Annotated in this window: 17 protein-coding genes; 11 read left to right on the top strand and 6 right to left on the bottom strand. The window is 68.6% G+C overall.

Annotation, left to right across the window (positions count from 1 at the left end):
- The first annotated feature begins 6 nt into the window (after nt 1-6).
- Genes N5I32_RS04065 through N5I32_RS04085 form a run of 5 tightly spaced genes read left to right on the top strand, consistent with a single transcriptional unit; the run spans nt 7 to nt 5,853 of the window.
- On the top strand, nt 7-1,593 hold the full coding sequence (locus N5I32_RS04065; RefSeq protein ID WP_261494112.1) for an ABC transporter substrate-binding protein: 1,587 nt from the start codon (nt 7-9) through the stop codon (nt 1,591-1,593).
- Between the two features lie 10 nt (nt 1,594-1,603).
- Nucleotides 1,604-2,560 (top strand): ABC transporter permease, encoded by a 957-nt coding sequence (locus N5I32_RS04070; protein WP_261494113.1) that lies wholly within the window; start codon nt 1,604-1,606, stop codon nt 2,558-2,560.
- Complete coding sequence (locus tag N5I32_RS04075) at nt 2,557-3,390, top strand: ABC transporter permease (protein WP_261494114.1); 834 nt, start codon at nt 2,557-2,559, stop codon at nt 3,388-3,390. Before N5I32_RS04070 ends, N5I32_RS04075 begins: the two co-directional genes overlap by 4 nt.
- Nucleotides 3,383-5,020 carry an ABC transporter ATP-binding protein gene (locus N5I32_RS04080; RefSeq protein ID WP_261494115.1) on the top strand — a complete coding sequence of 546 codons (1,638 nt, stop codon included), beginning with the start codon at nt 3,383-3,385 and terminating at the stop codon, nt 5,018-5,020. The genes N5I32_RS04075 and N5I32_RS04080 overlap by 8 nt, the downstream gene beginning before the upstream one ends.
- Nucleotides 5,017-5,853 carry an alkaline phosphatase family protein gene (locus N5I32_RS04085; protein ID WP_261494116.1) on the top strand — a complete coding sequence of 279 codons (837 nt, stop codon included), beginning with the start codon at nt 5,017-5,019 and terminating at the stop codon, nt 5,851-5,853. Before N5I32_RS04080 ends, N5I32_RS04085 begins: the two co-directional genes overlap by 4 nt.
- Here the strand turns inward: N5I32_RS04085 and N5I32_RS04090 are convergent.
- From N5I32_RS04090 to N5I32_RS04105, 4 genes are read right to left on the bottom strand one after another with little or no spacing between them, the layout of a single operon-like run.
- The gene (locus N5I32_RS04090) at nt 5,850-6,818 is read right to left on the bottom strand and encodes a DMT family transporter (protein WP_261494117.1); all 969 of its coding nucleotides are present in this window, start codon (nt 6,816-6,818) and stop codon (nt 5,850-5,852) included. The two genes, N5I32_RS04085 and N5I32_RS04090, sit on opposite strands and share 4 nt — an antisense overlap.
- On the bottom strand, nt 6,815-7,756 hold the full coding sequence (locus tag N5I32_RS04095) for an alpha/beta hydrolase fold domain-containing protein (protein ID WP_261494118.1): 942 nt from the start codon (nt 7,754-7,756) through the stop codon (nt 6,815-6,817). Before N5I32_RS04095 ends, N5I32_RS04090 begins: the two co-directional genes overlap by 4 nt.
- A gap of 45 nt (nt 7,757-7,801) precedes the next feature.
- Nucleotides 7,802-8,434, bottom strand: coding sequence for a hypothetical protein (locus N5I32_RS04100; RefSeq protein ID WP_261494119.1), 633 nt, complete (start codon nt 8,432-8,434; stop codon nt 7,802-7,804).
- Nucleotides 8,434-9,183 carry an SDR family NAD(P)-dependent oxidoreductase gene (locus tag N5I32_RS04105; RefSeq protein ID WP_261494120.1) on the bottom strand — a complete coding sequence of 250 codons (750 nt, stop codon included), beginning with the start codon at nt 9,181-9,183 and terminating at the stop codon, nt 8,434-8,436. The genes N5I32_RS04100 and N5I32_RS04105 overlap by 1 nt, the downstream gene beginning before the upstream one ends.
- A 259-nt stretch (nt 9,184-9,442) precedes the next feature.
- On the opposite strand from N5I32_RS04105, the gene N5I32_RS04110 reads away from it, so the two are divergent.
- Nucleotides 9,443-10,030 carry an outer membrane protein gene (locus tag N5I32_RS04110; protein ID WP_261494121.1) on the top strand — a complete coding sequence of 196 codons (588 nt, stop codon included), beginning with the start codon at nt 9,443-9,445 and terminating at the stop codon, nt 10,028-10,030.
- A gap of 48 nt (nt 10,031-10,078) precedes the next feature.
- Here N5I32_RS04110 and N5I32_RS04115 read toward each other — a convergent pair whose 3' ends face one another.
- Nucleotides 10,079-10,936 carry a TPM domain-containing protein gene (locus N5I32_RS04115; RefSeq protein WP_261494122.1) on the bottom strand — a complete coding sequence of 286 codons (858 nt, stop codon included), beginning with the start codon at nt 10,934-10,936 and terminating at the stop codon, nt 10,079-10,081.
- Nucleotides 10,937-11,116: 180 nt separating this feature from the next.
- Here N5I32_RS04115 and N5I32_RS04120 point away from each other — a divergent pair, with 180 nt between their 5' ends.
- Nucleotides 11,117-11,737, top strand: coding sequence for a DUF6778 family protein (locus tag N5I32_RS04120; RefSeq protein ID WP_261494123.1), 621 nt, complete (start codon nt 11,117-11,119; stop codon nt 11,735-11,737).
- A gap of 59 nt (nt 11,738-11,796) precedes the next feature.
- Here the strand turns inward: N5I32_RS04120 and N5I32_RS04125 are convergent, their stop codons facing one another.
- Nucleotides 11,797-12,975, bottom strand: a complete 1,179-nt coding sequence (locus N5I32_RS04125; RefSeq protein ID WP_261494124.1) for a pyridoxal phosphate-dependent aminotransferase — start codon at nt 12,973-12,975, stop codon at nt 11,797-11,799.
- Between the two features lie 246 nt (nt 12,976-13,221).
- On the opposite strand from N5I32_RS04125, the gene cysS reads away from it, so the two are divergent.
- From cysS to N5I32_RS04145, 4 genes are all read left to right on the top strand, one after another.
- Nucleotides 13,222-14,694 carry a cysteine--tRNA ligase gene (gene cysS, locus N5I32_RS04130; RefSeq protein ID WP_261494125.1) on the top strand — a complete coding sequence of 491 codons (1,473 nt, stop codon included), beginning with the start codon at nt 13,222-13,224 and terminating at the stop codon, nt 14,692-14,694.
- A 127-nt stretch (nt 14,695-14,821) separates the two neighbouring features.
- Nucleotides 14,822-16,444, top strand: coding sequence for a citramalate synthase (cimA, locus tag N5I32_RS04135; RefSeq protein WP_261494127.1), 1,623 nt, complete (start codon nt 14,822-14,824; stop codon nt 16,442-16,444).
- Nucleotides 16,441-17,151 (top strand): class I SAM-dependent methyltransferase, encoded by a 711-nt coding sequence (locus N5I32_RS04140; RefSeq protein WP_261494128.1) that lies wholly within the window; start codon nt 16,441-16,443, stop codon nt 17,149-17,151. Before cimA ends, N5I32_RS04140 begins: the two co-directional genes overlap by 4 nt.
- Entirely contained in the window at nt 17,148-17,921 is a 774-nt protein-coding gene (locus tag N5I32_RS04145; protein ID WP_261494129.1) for a squalene/phytoene synthase family protein, read from the top strand. The genes N5I32_RS04140 and N5I32_RS04145 overlap by 4 nt, the downstream gene beginning before the upstream one ends.

Consider the following 17,921-nt stretch of genomic DNA (forward strand, 5'->3'; position numbering starts at 1 on the left):
AATCTGATGGACGGGGAACTCAAGTACCTTCTGGCGCGAACCGCGCAGGGCAAGCACAGTCGGCGCGCGTTCCTGGGCCGTGCGGGCGCACTCGGCATGTCGGCGGCGATGGCCAACACGCTTCTGGCTGGCGCGGTGCGGGCCGAGGAGCCGAAGAAGGGCGGCATGATCCGCGTCGGCATGCAGGGCGGCGAGAGCACCAACACGCTCGACCCGGCGCTCGCGGCATCGGAAGTGCCGTTCATGGTCAACATGACCTGGGGCGAGATGCTGACCGACGTCGATCCGGCCGGCAACATCGAGCTGCGCCTGGCCGAGGAGATCTCCTCCAGCCCCGATGCGAAGACATGGACCTTCAAGATCCGTCAGGGGGTGGAGTTCCACAACGGCAAGACCGTCACCGCCGAGGACGTGCTGGCGACGATGCAGCGGCATTCGGACGAGAAGTCGCAGTCAGGCGCGCTCGGCATCGTGCAGGGCATCGAATCGATGTCGGCCGAGGGCGACAAGTTCACCGTCACGCTGGTGTCGCCGAACGCGGACCTGCCCTACCTGATGGGCGACTATCACCTGATCATCCAGCCGGACGGCGGCCGGGACGACCCGACCGCGGGCATCGGCGCGGGGCCCTACAAGGTCGTCGTGAACGAACCCGGCGTGCGTCACGGCTTCGAGCGGCACGCGAACTACTGGGATGACCGGATCGCGCATGCGGACCAGACCGAGATCCTTGTCATCAACGACACCACCGCACGGGTGGCCGCCCTTCAGGCGGGGCAGGTCCACATGATCAACCGGGTCGATCCCAAGGTCTTCCAGCTTCTGAAGAACGCGCCGGGCATCCAGGTCAAGAACGTCGCCGGCCGCGGGCATTACGTCTTCATCATGCATTGCACCGCCGCGCCGTTCGACAACAATGACCTGCGGATGGCGCTGAAGCTGGCCATCAACCGGCAGGAGATGGTGGAAAAGATCCTGGGCGGGCTTGGTTCGGTCGGCAACGACTTCCCGATCAACTCCGCCTATCCGCTGTTCGACGACACGATCCCGCAGCGCGAATACGATCCCGAACAGGCGGCCTTCTTCTACAAGAAGTCGGGTCACGACGGCAGCCCGATCATCCTGCGCACCGCGTCCGGCGCCTTCCCCGGAGCGGTCGAGGCGGCGCAGCTGTTCCAGCAGTCGGCGGCCGCGGCGGGCATCCCGCTCGAGATCAAGCGCGAGCCGGATGACGGCTACTGGTCGAACGTCTGGAACGTGCAGCCCTTCAGCGCCTCCTACTGGGGCGGGCGGCCGGTGCAGGACCAGATGTATTCCACCGCCTATCTTTCCTCGGCGGAATGGAACGACACCAAGTTCTACAACGACAAGTTTGACAGCATCCTGATCGCGGCGCGGGCCGAACTCGACACCGCCAAGCGCAAGGCGATGTATTCGGAGATGGCACATATCCTGCGCGACGAGGGCGGTCTGATCTGCCCGATGTTCAACGACTTCGTCGAAGGCGTCAGCGACGCAATCGCGGGCTGGGAGGCCGATCCGAACGGCGAACTGATGAACGGCCGGGCACACGTCAAGTGCTGGCTGGCCTGAGGCGGTTGGCATGCATCCGATCCTGAAACTGGTGGCCCAGCGACTTTCGCTGGGCCTGCTCCTGCTCTTGGCCGCATCGGCGCTGATTTTCATCGGGGTGGAACTTCTGCCCGGCGACGTCGCGCAGTCGATCCTCGGCCAGTCGGCCACGGAAACCGCGCTACGCAACCTGCGCGAGGAACTGGGGCTGAACGAACCGGCGCTGACGCGCTATTTCAACTGGCTGTTCGGCGCACTCCATGGCGACCTCGGCACTGCGCTGACCAACGGGCAGGACATCTCCAAGGCCATCGGAGAGCGGCTGGGCAACACGCTCTTCCTCGCCTTCTGGGCCGCGCTCTTCTCGGTGCCGCTGGCCATCGTCCTCGGCCTGATCGCGGTGCGCTACCGCAACCGCTGGCCGGACAAGCTGATCTCGGGGATCACGCTTTCCACCATCTCACTACCGGAGTTCGTGGCGGGCTACCTGCTCATGTATCTCTTCACCGTCGAATTCCGCATCTTTTCGCCCATCTCCACGATCTATGCGGGCATGAGCCTTGGCGAGAAGCTGAGCGCCATCGCGCTGCCGGTGATGGTGCTGGTGCTGGTGGTGCTGGCGCACATGATGCGGATGACGCGCGCGGCGATCCTGAACGTGATGCAGTCGGCCTATATCGAGACGGCGGAACTGAAGGGCCTGCGCCCCTTCGTCATCATCGCCCGCCATGCCTTCCCGAATGCCATCGCGCCGGTCGTCAACGTGGTGATGCTGAACCTCGCCTACCTCGTCGTCGGCGTCGTCGTGGTGGAGGTCGTCTTCGTCTATCCCGGCATGGGGCAGTACCTGGTCGATCATGTCACCAAGCGTGACCTGCCGGTGGTGCAGGCCTGCGGGCTGATCTTCGCCGCGGTCTACATCGGGCTGAACATCCTGGCCGACGTCATCTCCATCCTCGCCAACCCGAGACTGAGGCACCCGAAATGAGCCGCATCCCCCTTTCGGCCCTGATCGGTCTTGTCCTGACCGCGGCCTTCTTCCTGACCGCCATCTTCGCCAACCTGCTGGCGCCCTACGGGCTGAACGAGACCATCGGCGATGTCTGGGAAAACCCGTTCTGGTCGGCGGAGCCATCGCAGTACCTGCTCGGCACCGACAACATCGGGCGCGACCTGCTCAGCCGGATGATCTACGGCTGCCAGATCACCATCTTCCTTGCCACCGCGGCGACCATCGTCAGCTTCACCACCGGCTCGATCCTCGGCTTTACCGCCGCGGTCGTCGGCGGCTGGGTCGATCAGGTGATGTCGCGGCTGGTCGACCTCTTCATGTCGCTGCCCTCTCTCATCCTCGCGCTCGTCATCCTGTCGGTGATGCAGGTGACGCTGCCGGTCCTGATCATCGTCATCGGGCTTCTCGATTCCACCCGCGTCTATCGCCTGGCCCGCGCGGTCGCGGTCGATATCGTGGTGATGGACTATGTCGAGGCGGCGCGGCTGAGGGGCGAGGGGACGAAGTGGATCGTGCTGAGGGAGATCCTGCCCAACGCGCTGTCGCCCCTGGTCGCCGAACTGGGCCTTCGCTTCATCTTCGCGGTCCTTTTCATCTCCACCCTGTCCTTCCTGGGCCTCGGCGTGCAGCCGCCCCTGGCCGACTGGGGCGGCATGGTGAAGGAGAACAAGGAAGGGCTGGTCTACGGCGTCTCGGCCGCACTCGTGCCCGCCATCGCCATCGCGGCGCTGGCCATCTCGGTCAACCTGGTTGCGGACTGGATCCTGAACCGCACCACCTCGCTGAAAGGGGGCCGCGGTGCCTGACATTCTGCTGGACGTCCGCAACCTCAAGATCGGCGCGACGGTCTATCCGCCCGGCGAGCCGCCGCAGAAGATCGAGATCGTGCACGGCGTGTCCTTCACGCTGGAGAAGGGCAAGGTGCTGGGCCTGATCGGCGAAAGCGGGGCCGGCAAGTCCACGATCGGGCTGTCGTCCATGGCCTACGGCCGCGGCGGCGTGCGCATCACCGGGGGCGAGGTCTTCGTCAACGGCCGCGACATCCTGAAGGAGGGGGCGGCGGGCCTGCGCGCCCTGCGCGGGCAGGAAGTGACCTATGTCGCGCAATCGGCGGCGGCGGCCTTCAACCCGGCCAAGCGGATCATGGAGCAGGTGATCGAAACCACGCTGATGCATGGTCTGGCGACGCGGGCCGAGGCGGAAAAGCGCGCGGTGACGCTGTTCAGGAAACTTGGCCTGCCGAACCCGGACACGTTCGGCAACCGCTATCCGCATCAGGTGTCGGGCGGGCAGTTGCAGCGGGCGATGACGGCGATGGCGCTGTGCCCCGAACCCGATCTGGTGGTCTTCGACGAACCGACGACCGCGCTGGACGTGACCACGCAGATCGACGTCCTGGCCGCGATCAAGGAGGCGATCCACGCCACCGGCGTTGCCGCGCTCTACATCACGCACGACCTTGCCGTGGTGGCGCAGGTGTCGGACGAGATCATGGTGCTGCGCCACGGCAAGACGGTGGAATACGGCCCCGTCGCCCAGATCATCGAGGCCCCGCAGGAGGACTACACCCGCGCGCTGGTCTCGGTCCACGCCATCGCGCACGAGGAAAAGAAGCCGACGGCAGAGCCGATCCTGAAGATCGAGAACGTGACCGCGCGCTACAAGGGCACCCACTTCGACGTGCTGAAGAACGTGAGCGTGGAGCTTCACCCTGGCCAGACTCTGGCGGTGGTGGGCGAAAGCGGGTCGGGCAAGTCGACTCTGGCCCGCGCGATCACCGGGCTTCTGCCGCCCGCGAAGGGGCGCATCACCTTCGCCGGGCGCGAACTGTCACCGGCGCTGAAGGACCGCCGGCCCGACGATCTGCGCGAATTGCAGATGATCTACCAGATGGCCGACGTGGCGATGAACCCGCGCCACACGGTGGGCACGATCATCGGCCGCCCGCTCGAATTCTACTTCGGCCTGAAGGGTGAGGCGAAGCGCAAGCGCGTGCAGGAACTTCTCGACGAGATCGAGATGGGCAAGGGCTTCATCGACCGCTATCCGGCCGAACTGTCGGGCGGGCAGAAGCAGCGCGTCTGCATCGCCCGCGCGCTGGCGGCGAAGCCCCGGCTGATCATCTGCGACGAGGTGACATCGGCGCTCGACCCGCTGGTGGCGGCGGGGATCCTGCGGCTGCTCCTGAACCTCCAACAGATCGAGGGGGTGGCCTATCTCTTCATCACCCACGACCTTGCCACGGTGAAGTCGATCGCGGATTCGATCGCGGTCATGTATCAGGGCGCGGTCCAGCGCTACGGCGGCAAGACCGACGTGCTGACCCCGCCATTCGACGACTACACCGACCTTCTGCTGTCGTCGGTGCCGGAAATGAAACTCGGCTGGCTGGAGCATGTGTTGGCCCACCGCAAGATGGAAAGTGCCGGAAATTGAGCCAGAACAAACTGCTCCTCATCATCCTCGATGGGGTTCCCTATGCCAACTGGCGCCGGCTTTTCGGCAACCTCGAAGGCTGGGTCGAGGCCGGGGAGGCGCGGGTCTGGCGGATGCGGTCGGTCCTGCCGTCGACCTCCGCCTCCTGCTATGCCTCGATCCACACCGGGCTTTTGCCGCAGGTGCACCGGATCTGGGACAACGCCGACATCCGCCGGCTGGAGTTTCCCGACATCTTCTCCGAGGCCACGAAGGCGGGGCTGAAGACCGGCGCGGTGACGCACAGCTACTGGTCGGAGTTCTTCAACCGCGCCCCTTTCGACGTGGTCCGCGACATCGAGTATGACGAACCCGGGGGGCCGATCACCCACGGCCGCTTCCACACGATGAAGGGCTATGGCCACGACAACCAGATGACGCCCGCCGACTACGACCTGTTCGGCACGCTGACCCGGCTGGCCGAGGTCAAGGGGATCGACTACGGCATCCTGCACACCTGCACGCTCGACAGCATGGGGCACCGCTTCTACCACGATTGCGAGGCGATGGATCACGCCTGTTTCGCGATGGACGCGACGCTGGCGCCCTTCGTCGACCGCTGGCGCCGCGCGGGGTATGAGGTGATCGTGACCGCCGACCACGGGCAGGACGCGCGCGGCCACCACGGCGGAACGGGGCCGGACCAGCGCGATTTCGCCTTCTACTACTTCGGCCCGGCCGAAGGCCCGGCGCCCGAGGTGGTTCTGGACCAGCTGGCGCTGGCGCCGACGATCCTCGGCCGCCTTGGCGTTCCGGTGCCCGCGACGATGACGGCCGCGCCCTTCCTGCGCTAGCCCTTCGGCCCGAACCAGCGCCGGCGCGGCGGGGCGGCCAGGCTTGCCGTGACCGAGGGCAGCGGCCGCTGCGTCGGCGTGATCAGGATCGCGGTCAAGACCAGCGCGCCCGCGAGGATCTCGGGCAGGCCCAGCCCCTCGCCGAAGGCGAACCAGCCGACGGCGAACATGGTGGGCAGTTCGATGCTGCCCAGGGCCGCCGCCTTGGCGCCCCCGATCTTCGGCACGAAGACGGTGTAGAGAAGCTGCGGGATCAGCGCCGAAAAGGTGCCAAGCGCCAGCGCCAGCGTCCATTGCTCCGCCGTCGCGGGCAGCACCGCCTCGACCGGGTAGGTCAGGATCAGCGGGACGAGGCCCGTGGCCGAGCCGATGGCGAAGATGCCCATGCGCGACACCGGCGGCAGGACATGGAGCTTGCGCGCCAGAACGTTGATCGAGATGCCGAAGGCCAGCGGCGCGGAGAGCGCGAAGAGGATGGCGAGCAGCGGCACGGCGCCCCCTGCGCCGGTTCCGCGCGCGGCCAGCACCGCCGCCAGCAGGATCATCCCGCCCCCGGCGGCGGCGCGCAGCCCCGGCCGGTCGGAGAAGATCAGCCAGCCGATCAGCAGCGTGAACATCGGATAGGTCATGTAGAGGACACCCGCCGCCGAGACCGGCATCAGCGCCAGCGCCTTGACATAGCCGACCCAGCCCAGGCCCACGGCCAGGCCCGAGAAATAGCCCCAGAGGCTCGCCCGGCCCAGTTCGCCGCGGATCTTCAGGAAGGGCAGGAAGGCGATGGCGGGGAACATGTAGCGGAAGAAGGCGATCGCCGGTGGCGCGATGCCCGCCTCGGTCAGGCTGCGGGCGAAGAAGGGGACCAGGCCGAAAAAGACGGTCGAGATGCCCACCGCGACGATCCCCACCATGGGAATGTCGGTCCAGCGCGCCTGCGGCGTGGGGCGCGGGTCGGGCGCGTTGCTCATCGGGTTTCGGGCCAGGGAAACTCGCCCCGGCCAAGCGCCGCGACGGCATCGGTGATCTGGCGAAACGCGGCCTTCGCACGGGCGGACATGTGGCGCGCGCGCAGGAAGCCGTGGACGAGGCCCGGGGCGATGACGCAGTGCGCGCGTCCGCCCGCGGCAGCGATGCGCTCCGCATAGGCGGGGCTGTCGTCGGCCAGCGGGTCGCATTCGGCCGCCAGAAGGAAGGTCGGCGGCAGGCCGGAAAAGTCGGTATCGGCCAACGGCGCGGCGGTCGGATCGCCGGCGGCGGTCTTCCCCGCCGGCATACGGATGTCGCGGTAGAACTCGACATCGGCGCGCGTCAGCATCGGCGCCTCGGCGTGGGTGGCATAGCTGCCGGTGGTGCCGATCATTTCGGAAAACGCGCCGTAGATCAGCACCTGCCCGAGGATCGGCAGGCCCGACCCCCGCGCGTCATGCGCGACTGCCGCGGCAAGGTTCGCGCCGGCGCTGTCGCCTGCCAGCAGCAGACGGCCGCCGAAGGCCGCATGCGCCGCCCGGGTGGCGTCGCGGCAATCCTCGAACGCGGCGGGGTGGAGATGCTCCGGCGCGAGCCGATAGTCGGCCGAGACGACGCGATGGTCGGTCGCGGCGCAGATCTCGGCGCAGACGTCGTCGTGGCTGTCGAGCCCGCCGACGACAAAGCCGCCGCCGTGGAAATACATCACCGTCAGGGTGCCTGGCGCCACCTCGTAGACCCGGCAGGGGACGCCCGCGAAGTGACGGTACGTGGCGGTCACGCCGGGGGGATGCGGCCTGCGGAAGGTGGCGCACATCGCGTCATAGACGCGGCGCTGGTCGGCGATGGTGAAATGGGTGGTGTCGTCGGGGTAGCTGCCTTGGGTCTTGCGGATGAAGGCCCAGGTCTCCTCGTCGATCAGCGTGGCGTAGTCGGTCATCGGCCCCTCCCTGGCGCGAGTGTCACGCGGCGGCGGGGCGGGCGGCTAGCGCAAATGCGACATGGCCCCGGCGGAAGGGTGCAGCGCGGGCGCATATCCCGCCGCGATGACCGCGACGGTCGGGCGCGGGGTCAGCACCTCGACCTCGCCGGCCGCAGGCCGGGGCAGGGCGGGTGCGTAGCCCTCCGGGCTCCAGGGCAGAAGGCGGTCGCCAAGGACCAGCGCGGGGCCTTCTGGCAGGCGCACGAAGGCGCCGTCGGGAAGGTCGGGCCAGGGGGCGGTGAAGGTGATCTTGGCCTGGTTCCGCGGGCAGATGCGAGCGGCATGCAGCGCCCGGTCGATGTCCCCCGCGCGCGGGTCGGCGCCGAGCCCCGCGCCGGCCCAGGCGGCGCGGAAACGGTTGTAGTCGTCACGCCGGCAATAGCCGCAGGGACGGTGGCCGGCGGCCAGTGCCACCGCCTCGTCGAGGAAGAAGAGCGGCGTCCAGCGGTGGGCCGAGGCCAGCGGCTGCCGGTTCCCCTTCCAGTCGAGGACGCAGCAGATCCACGCCTTGTGCCGATAGGGCCAGCGCAGCGTCGCGCCCGCATCGCAGAGGATGCCGCGATTGCCGGTCAGAAGCCCGCGCGCGGGGTCCGCGACGATCTCGCCCTCGGGCGTGACGCGGTTCCGGCGCGCCATCAGCGCATCCTCAGCGCGCCGTCGAGGCGGATGACCTCGCCGTTCAGGTAGCCGCATTCGATGATGAAGCGCGCAAGCGCCGCGTATTCGGCCGGGTCGCCAAGGCGGCGGGGAAAGGTGACCTCGGCGGCAAGGCTCTCCTGCACCTCCTGCGGCAGGCCCTGCATCATCGGCGTCGCGAAGATGCCCGGCGCGATGGCGCAGACGCGGATGCCGAGGCTGGCGAGGTCGCGGGCCAGCGGCAGCGTCATCGCGACGATCCCGCCCTTGGAGGCGGCATAGGCGGCTTGCCCCTTCTGCCCGTCGAAGGCCGCGATCGAGGCGGTATTGACGATCACGCCCTTCTCGGCCTCCGCGTTGCGAGCCATCTCGGCCGCGGCAAGGCGCAGCGTGTTGAAGCTGCCGGTCAGGTTGATGTCGATGGTGCGCCGGAAGGAGGCGAGCGCGTGCGGCCCCTCGCGCCCGACCGTGCGCTCGCCAGTAGCGATGCCCGCGCAGTTGACGAGGACATGGAGGGCGCCGCCGCCGAAATCCTTCGCCGCCGCGACCCCTTGGGCGACCGATGCCTCGTCGGTCACGTCGACCGGGGCAAAACGGGCGCCAATCTCGTCCGCAAGGGTCGCGCCCGCGGCGGCGTCGCGGTCGAAAAGCGTGACGCGCGCGCCCGCCGCGGCAAGCGCCCGCGCGGTCGCGGCGCCAAGCCCCGAGGCGCCGCCGGTGACGATGGCCGATCTTCCCGCAAGCTGCATGTGCCCCCCTGAAATGAACGAATGTTCAAAAACAGAGACTAATCCCGCCGACCGATCCTGTCCAGACGGGCGGAACTTCGCCGTCACGGCCGCGTGATCGGCACGATCCGGCTGAGCCGCGGCAGGGTTCGGCCGGTTTTCGCGGCTCACAGGCAGGGGGCATTGGCAAAGCTTTCCGGCAGGCACAGGTGAGGGGCACCGGACGTGGCGGCCGGTCCCTTTTCGTGCCGCCCGCAGACTGACGAGACAGGAGAACACGATGAAGACCATCAGCTATCTTGCCCTTGCGGCCTCGGTCGCCATGGCCGCCCCGAGCCTTGCGGGCGGACTTGCCGAACCCGTGCCGGAGCCGGTGATCCAGCCTGCGGTGCCGGTCGCGACAGGCGCGGACTGGACCGGCGGCTACGTCACCGGACGCCTGGGCTATGGCGACGTGACCGATCCCGCCGACGGCGACGGGCTGATGTACGGGATCGGCGGCGGCTATGACTGGGACCTGGGCGACTGGGTCGTGGGCGTCGCCGGCAACTATGACGGCGCCAACATCGACCTGGGCACGGGCGGCGACTCGCTCGACTCCATCGCGCGCCTGGGCGTCCGCGCGGGCCGCGACCTGGGCCGCACGCTGGTCTATGCAACGGCAGGTGCTGCGCGGGCCGATGCCTCGGTAGGCGGTGCCGACCTCAGCGATAACGGCTGGTATGCCGGTATCGGCCTCGACTACGCCCTGAACGACCGCTGGACGGTCGGCGGCGAGTTGCTGACCAACCGCTTCAGCGATTTCGACGGCACCGGTTCGGACCTGCGCGCGACCACTGCCAGCGTCAATGTCGGCCTGAGGTTCTGACGCGCGGCGGCCGGGCGGGGGACTTCCCCACCTCCGCCCGGACGACCCCTACCACCGACCGCTCACCCCTCCGCCAGAGGAGCGGCCGCCCCCGAACGACCCGCCCGAGGATCCGCCGCCGCGATGGCGGATGCGCGATATGCGGTCGTCGCGTTCGCTGTGCCAGCCGCAGGCGGGGCAGTCGGTGCGCACCCGCTCCAGCCCCGGTGTGGCAGTCGTCGCGGGGCGAATGGTCTGGCGGGCGCGGCGCAGGCCCGTGCGACCGCAGGACGGACAGCGGCGGAACCGCTGCACCATGTCGCCAAGGCGCCGGCGGAACAGCGCAAGGCCGACCAGCGCCGCCGCCGCCAGCGCCACCAGCCCGCCTGCCTCCTCCGGCTTGGCCTCAAGGGGCAGGGGGGCCAGATTGGCCGCGCGGCGCCGGGCGATACGGTCGTCGAGTTCGGCGGTCCCAGCCTCGATCCCGGCGGCATAATCGCCCGACCGGAACGGCGGCAGGAAGACGCGCGTGACGATGTCCTGCGCGATGGTGTCGTAGTCCTGGCTGTAGCCGGAGCCGAGTTCAACGCGCATCTCCCGTTCCCCGGTCACGACCAGGATCAGGATGCCGTCGTTGCGCTCCGCCAGACCAATGCCCCAATGGTTGAACAGGCCGGTGGCGAAATCCTCCAGGGTTTCGCCCGCGGCGTAGGGCGCGCGCGAGGAGAGCGTCAGCACCGTCGCCTCCACCCCGGTTTCCTCTCGCAGGCTGGACAGACGCTCCGCTAACCGCGCCTCCGCTTCGGCGTCGATCACCCCGGCCAGATCGTTTACGAACAGGCTCGTGTAGTCGGGGTAGGTCTGCGCCGAAAGCCCGCCCGAGGTGAAGGCGAGAAGGGCGATCAGCGCGGTCAGTAGGCGTGGCATGGCAGGCTCCGCGAAAGGCGCGCGCGGGGGCGTGGAACGGCTGCCCCCTCACAGAAGCGTGAGCATGCATGCATCTGTGGCATTTTCAACAATCGCACCCGTTTTTTGCGAAATCCGTCCAACTTTCGCCTGCTTTGGTCGTATAAACGGCGCGAATGACCCCCTGCTTTGGAGCATCAAGTGACCCTTAAGAGCATTTTCATTCGCGGCGCCGTGGTCGCTTCGGCCCTTTTTCTGGCCGGGTGTGCGCCGTCGTTCTACACCCGCTACGATGCCCCCGTCGCGGCGGAAGTGTCGCGGGGCTGGCGTCTGGCGGACGTCAATGTGACCGTGCCTGACGCACTTGTTGTTTCCGAAAAGAAATCAATCTTCCCCAATGCCGACATCGTCTGGCGCGAGGATCCGGAGGGCGACCGCAAGGCACAGGTCGCGGCCATCATCGCCAACGCGGCGCGCGTCGCGGGGCGTGACCTCAAGGGCGGCCAGCCGGTCGTGATCGACATCACGCTCGTCCGTTTCCACGCGCTCACCTTCGAGGCGGAGAACCGGCTGTCGAACGCGGGCGTCCACAACATCGAATTCAACGCCCAGATCCGTGATGCCCGCACCGGCGAGGTGCTGTTCGGGCCGAAGTTCATCGAGGCGGCGCTGCCTGCCTTCGCGGGCCAGGAAATGAAGGCCCGTCGCGCCAGGGGCGAAACCCAGAAGTCGCAGATCACCGCGCACCTGGTCGAGACGTTCCGGGGCTGGTTCAGCACCGGCGCGGACCCGCGCAACGAGTTCCAGCGCCTGGGCGGCTGACCGGCCGGGGATGGCAAGGCAAAGGCCCGGCATCGCGCCGGGCTTTTTTCATTCCGGGCTCAGCCCGCGTCGGGCAGACCCTCGGCAAAGGCCGCAAGCCGCGCCAGCGCCTCGGCCAGTGCGTCGTCATCGACGGTCAGCGCGATGCGGACATGGCCCGCCGCGGCCTGGCCGAAGCTTTCGCCGGGCATGACGGCGATGCGCTCGGCCTCCAGCAGACGCTCGGCGAAGCGGTTGCCCGAAAGGCCGGTAGCGCGCACGTCGACCATGACATACATCGCCCCGCCCGAGGGCACGAGCCTGAGCCGGTTCGAGGATGCGAGGCAGGCGACGGCCAGGTCGCGGCGGCGGCGGAAGGGGGCGGAGACGGCCTCTTCGAACGCGGCACCGAGGCTGAGCGCGGCGAGGCCCGCGTCCTGGATGTAGCCGGGCAGGCCGTAGGTCGTGTTGGTGGCCAGTGCCGTGACCGCGCCGATCACCGCTTCCGGCCCGATCAGCCAGCCGATGCGCGATCCCGTCATCGCGTGGCTTTTCGACAGCGACCCGACAACCAGGGTCCGTTCCGCCATGCCGGGCAGCGCGCGCGGGGACAGGTGTTCGCCCGCCCAGAGTTGCGTGTCGTAGACCTCGTCCGAGATCAGCCAGAGGTCGTGATCGGCCGCTACCCGCGCCACATCCTCCAGCGTGCGGCGGGTGTAGACGGTTCCGGTCGGGTTGTTGGGCGTGTTGATCAGCAGCGTCCGCGCGCCCGCCGCGCGGGCCGCGATCGCCTCGGCCTCCGGCTGGAAGCCGGTTTCGGGCCGGGTGGGCACAGCGACATCGCGCGCGCCGGTGGCGCGGATCGTGCCGGGGTAGGTGGCATAGTAGGGGTCGCAGTAAAGCCCGGTGTCGCCGGGGTCGAGCGTCACCATGTGCGCGGCGAAAAGTGCCGCCTGACCGCCCGGCGTCACCATCACGTTGCCGGGGCCGGTGGCCACGCCGGCGCGCGCCGTCACCCGTTCGGCGATGGCGCGGCGCAGGTCGGGCTTGCCCGGGCCGACCGTGTAGCCGGTGTTGCCCGCCCGCGCGCTGGCCGCCATCGCGTCAAGGATGCGGGGATCGGTGCGGATGTCGTGTTCGCCGATGGTCAGGTTGACCACCGCCACGCCGCGTGCCTTCAGGTCGCGCGCGCGATAGTAGATCTCCCACCCGTCCGACCCGTCGCCCGTCATGTGCGCGACGCGACCTGCAAGCTGCATGTGACCCTCCGATCCGTTCGCCGCGCAACCGATCACGGAAGGGCGCGGCGGGCAAGGGGCATCAGGCGAAATGGAGGCTTGGCAGGGCTGCTGCGGCAGGCTAGACAGGGGGCGATGAAACCGACCGCAACCCTCTGCAACCTCTGCATTACCGGCTGACATCGTCAGGCGGGCGGTTCCCTGTTTTCAAGCGCATGAGAACACGTTAAGCCCGCCGCGGGACGCCCTGCGCGTGAAGGAACTGGCATGACGACCATCAGGCTCACCAACACCAAGACCCGGACGAAGGAGGACTTCGTCCCCATCGACCCGACGAACGTGCGGATGTATGTCTGCGGGCCGACCGTCTATGACCGCGCGCATCTGGGCAACGCCCGTCCGGTGATCGTGTTCGACGTGCTGTTCCGGCTGCTGCGCCACGTCTACGGGGCGGATCATGTCACCTACGTGCGCAACTTCACCGACGTCGACGACAAGATCAACGCCGAGGCGCAGCGGAGGAAGGGCCTCGGCGACCCGCGCAGCCTTGAGGAGCTGATCCGCGAACGCACCGAGGAAACGATCCGCTGGTATCACGAGGACATGGATGCGCTCGGCGCCTTGCGGCCGACCGAGGAGCCGCGGGCGACCGAATGGATCGGCGCCATGATCACGATGACCCAGGACCTGATCGACAAGGGCCACGCCTATGAGAAGGCGGGCCACGTCCTCTTCCGAGTCCGCTCCTACACGGGGTATGGCAAGCTGTCGGGCCGCTCGGTCGACGACATGATCGCGGGGGCGCGGGTCGAGGTCGCGCCCTTCAAGGAAGACCCGATGGACTTCGTCCTGTGGAAGCCCTCGACCGACGACCTGCCGGGCTGGGACAGCCCCTGGGGCCGCGGCCGGCCCGGCTGGCACATCGAATGCTCCGCGATGAGCCGCGAGTTGCTGGGCGAAAGCTTCGACATCCACGGCGGCGGCATCGACCTGCAATTCCCCCACCACGAGAACGAGATCGCGCAGTCGATGTGCGCCCACCCCGAGGGCGGTTTCGCCAAGGTCTGGATGCACAACGAGATGCTCCAGGTCGAGGGGAAGAAGATGTCGAAGTCGCTCGGCAACTTCTTCACGGTCAGGGACCTGCTCGACAAGGAGATACCGGGCGACGTTATCCGCTTCGTGTTCCTGTCGACGCACTACTCGAAGCCGATGGACTGGACGGAGGAGAAGGCGAAGGCGGCGAGGAATGAAATCGCACGTTGGGTTGGTATGCTTGCAATTCGTCATGATCTTCTGGACAAGCCGCTAGAGGATCACGGGCTCGACAACGAAATGTTGGAAGCGCTCAGCGATGATTTGAACACATCCCTGGCTATTTCGAGGCTCATGAGGACCGCGCGATTCCTCGATAACAGCCCGGAATTCATGAGCCTGGATGATCGGGCGCAGTATCGTGAAGAATGCATCTTCATTGCATCTGCACGCCTCCTCGGCTTTGACCTTTTGGAGCTGGCGAAGAAAGAACGCGCACGAGCACCTGTGAAAGATCTTGGATACTTTGAGCTTCGGTTGGTTCAGGAAAGGATCACGGCCAGAGAGACTGGCGACTTCGCCGTTCTCGACGCCCTGAAGTCAGCACTTGTGTCCGCAGGGTTGGAAGTTCGTATGTCGAAGGATGCGGTGGAATTGAAGGTCACCCCCGTCTTCGACCCCGCCAAGCTGGAGGCCCTGAAATGAGCGTCGCTTTCCACGGCACCGGCGGCGACCGGCCGCGGGTGGGCGAGAAGCGCCCGCCCGGGGGGGCGGTCGGGCGCTGCCGGTGCTGGCGCACCGGCGGACGGAATCAGCCGGGAAGGGGGCGGTCATGACCCGCACCCGCCTCACCCTCTTCGACACCACGCTGCGCGACGGGCAACAGACGCAGGGCGTGCAGTTCTCGGTCGCCGAAAAGCGTCAGATCGCGGCCGCGCTCGACGCGCTCGGCGTGGACTATATCGAGGGCGGCTGGCCCGGCGCCAACCCGACCGACAGCGACTTCTTCGCCGCAAGGCCAGAGACGCGCGCCACCTTCACCGCCTTCGGCATGACCAAGCGCGCGGGCCGCTCGGCCGACAACGACGACGTGCTGGCCGCCGTCCTGAACGCGAACACGCCCGCCGTCTGCCTCGTCGGCAAGACGCATGACTTCCACGTCACCGCCGCCCTCGGCGTGACGCTCGAGGACAACCTCGAAAGCATCGGCGCCTCCATCGCCCACTGTGTCGCGAAGGGCCGCGAGGCGCTTTTCGACGCGGAGCATTTCTTCGACGGCTACAAGGCCAACCCCGGCTACGCCTTGACCTGCCTGAGGGCCGCGCACGAGGCCGGCGCCCGCTGGATCGTCCTTTGCGACACCAACGGCGGCACGCTGCCGGCCGAGGTCGGCCGCATCACCGCCGAGGTGATCGCCGCCGGCATCCCGGGCGACAGGCTCGGCATCCACTGCCACGACGACACCGGCAACGCAGTGGCCGCCAGTCTTGCCGCGGTGGACGCGGGTGCGCGCCAGATCCAGGGCACGCTCAATGGGCTTGGCGAACGCTGCGGCAACGCCAACCTCACCTCGCTCATCCCGACGCTGCTGCTGAAGGAGCCCTATGCCAGCCGCTTCGAGACCGGGATCACGCCCGAGGCGCTGGCGGGCCTGACGCGGGTGAGCCGGATGCTCGACGACATCCTGAACCGCGTGCCGTTGCGCAGTGCGCCTTACGTCGGCGCCTCGGCCTTCGCCCACAAGGCGGGGCTCCATGCCAGCGCGATCCTGAAAGACCCCGCCACCTACGAACACATCGACCCCGCCCGCGTCGGCAACGACCGTGTCATCCCGATGTCGAACCAGGCCGGCCAGTCGAACCTGCGCGCCCGCCTTGCCGCCGCCGGGATCGAGGTGGCGCCCAAGGACCCGGCGCTGGCCCGCATCCTCGACCAGGTCAAGACGCGCGAGGATCAGGGCTATGCTTTCGACGGCGCCCAGGCCTCGTTCGAACTCCTCGCGCGGCGCGAACTCGGTCTCCTGCCGGAGTTCTTCGAGGTCAAGCGCTACCGCGTGACGGTGGAGCGGCGGAAGAACAAGTACGACCGAATGATCACCCTTTCCGAAGCGGTGGTGGTGGTGAAGATCGGCGGGCAGAAGATGCTCTCGGTTTCCGAGTCGATGGACGAGACCGGATCGGATCGCGGCCCGGTCAACGCGCTCTCCAAGGCGCTGGCCAAGGACCTCGGCCCCTATCAGGCCTGCATCGACGACATGCGCCTTGTCGACTTCAAGGTGCGCATCACCCAGGGCGGAACCGAGGCCGTGACCCGCGTCATCATCGACAGCGAGGACAGCGCCGGCCACCGCTGGTCCACCGTCGGCGTCAGCCCCAACATCGTCGATGCGAGCTTCGAGGCGCTTCTCGACGCGATCACCTGGAAGCTGGTGCGCGACGGGGTGGCCCCGGCATGAGGGACGACGCCTTCTTCGAACTGCACCGCGACATGCCCCGGCAGGGCCCGGGCGACGCCGAGGATGTGCTTTGGGCGCTGTCGGTCCTCGGCCAGCCTGCCCGGGTGATCGACGCCGCCTGCGGTCCGGGCGCCGATACCGAAGTTCTGGCCGAGGCGCTGCCGCTGGCGCGGATCGAGGGTGTCGACCTGACCGGCCATTTCATCGCGGAGGCCCGTGACCGGCTGGCCTGCTTCGGCCCGCGCGTGACGCTGCGCGAAGGCGACATGCGTGATCTCGCGGGGCCGGCCGACCTGATCTGGTGCGCCGGGGCGCTTTACTTCCTTGGCGTCGAGACGGCGCTCGACCTCTGGCGGCCGGTGCTGGCACCCGGGGGCGCGGTCGTCTTTTCCGAACCGGTCTTCACCTCCGACCCGCCGTCGCCCGAGGCCGCGGCATTCTGGGCCGACTATCCCGGCGTCGGCACGGCGGCAGATCTGGCGGCGCGGGTGCAGGCGGCGGGCTACCGGACCCGCGCCACGCGCCTGATCATCGGGCGGGCCTGGATGAACTACTACCTGCCCCTGATGGCGCGCGCCGCGCGGCTCAGGATCGGTGCGGGGCCGGACCTCGCCGCCGTCCTCGACGAGGCCGAGGCCGAGTTCGCCCGCTGGCGCGCCGCGCCCGATCACGTCGCCTACCTCCTCTGCGTGGTCGCGCCGGCATGACCCCGGCAGAGATCGCGCGCCTGGCCGATGCCGTGCGTGAGGGCGACCCCCGCCGCTTCGCTGCCACCATGGCGGCCCCCGCCGCGACGCGCCCGCGGCTCTGGGCGCTCTACGCTCTCAACCTCGAGATCGCGCGCGCCCCCTGGGCCTCGGACCAGCCGCTGATCGCGGAGATGCGGCTGCAATGGTGGATCGACGCGATCGCGGCGCCCGAGGGACAGGGCGGGGGCGCGCTCGCAATCCTCGCCCCGCTCATGCTGGACCTGCCCGACCTGCGCCCCCTCCTTCTCGGCGCGGCGGAGGCGCGGCGGCGCGATGCCTGGCCGGAACCCTTCGCGGACGAAGCCGACCTCGGCGCCTATCTCGACGCGACCGCGGGCAACCTCATGTGGGCCGCCGCGCGCCTTCTGGGCGCCCCCGCGGCAGCAGAGGCGCCGGTGCGCGACTTCGCCTGGGGGGCAGGGCTCGCGACCTGGCTCGCCGCCGTCCCCGCGCTTGCCGCGCGCGGGCGCCACCCCTTGCCGGATATGACCCCCGAAGCCGTCACGGCGCTCGCCCGGCGCGGCCTAGACCGGATCGCCCGCGCCCGCGCCCTGCGCGCCCGCGTCCCGGCCACGGCTGCCCCGGCGCTTCTGCCCGGATGGCAGGCGGCGCCGCTCCTGCGCCTGGCCGCACACCAGCCCTCCCGCGTTGCCGAAGGCCGGCTCGCCACCTCCGAGGCGCGCGCCCGCGCCAGCCTCGCGCTCCGCGCCCTCACCGGCCGCTGGTAG

The sequence above is a fragment of the Albidovulum sediminis genome (genome assembly GCF_025380365.1).
Classification (GTDB): domain Bacteria; phylum Pseudomonadota; class Alphaproteobacteria; order Rhodobacterales; family Rhodobacteraceae; genus Albidovulum; species Albidovulum sediminis.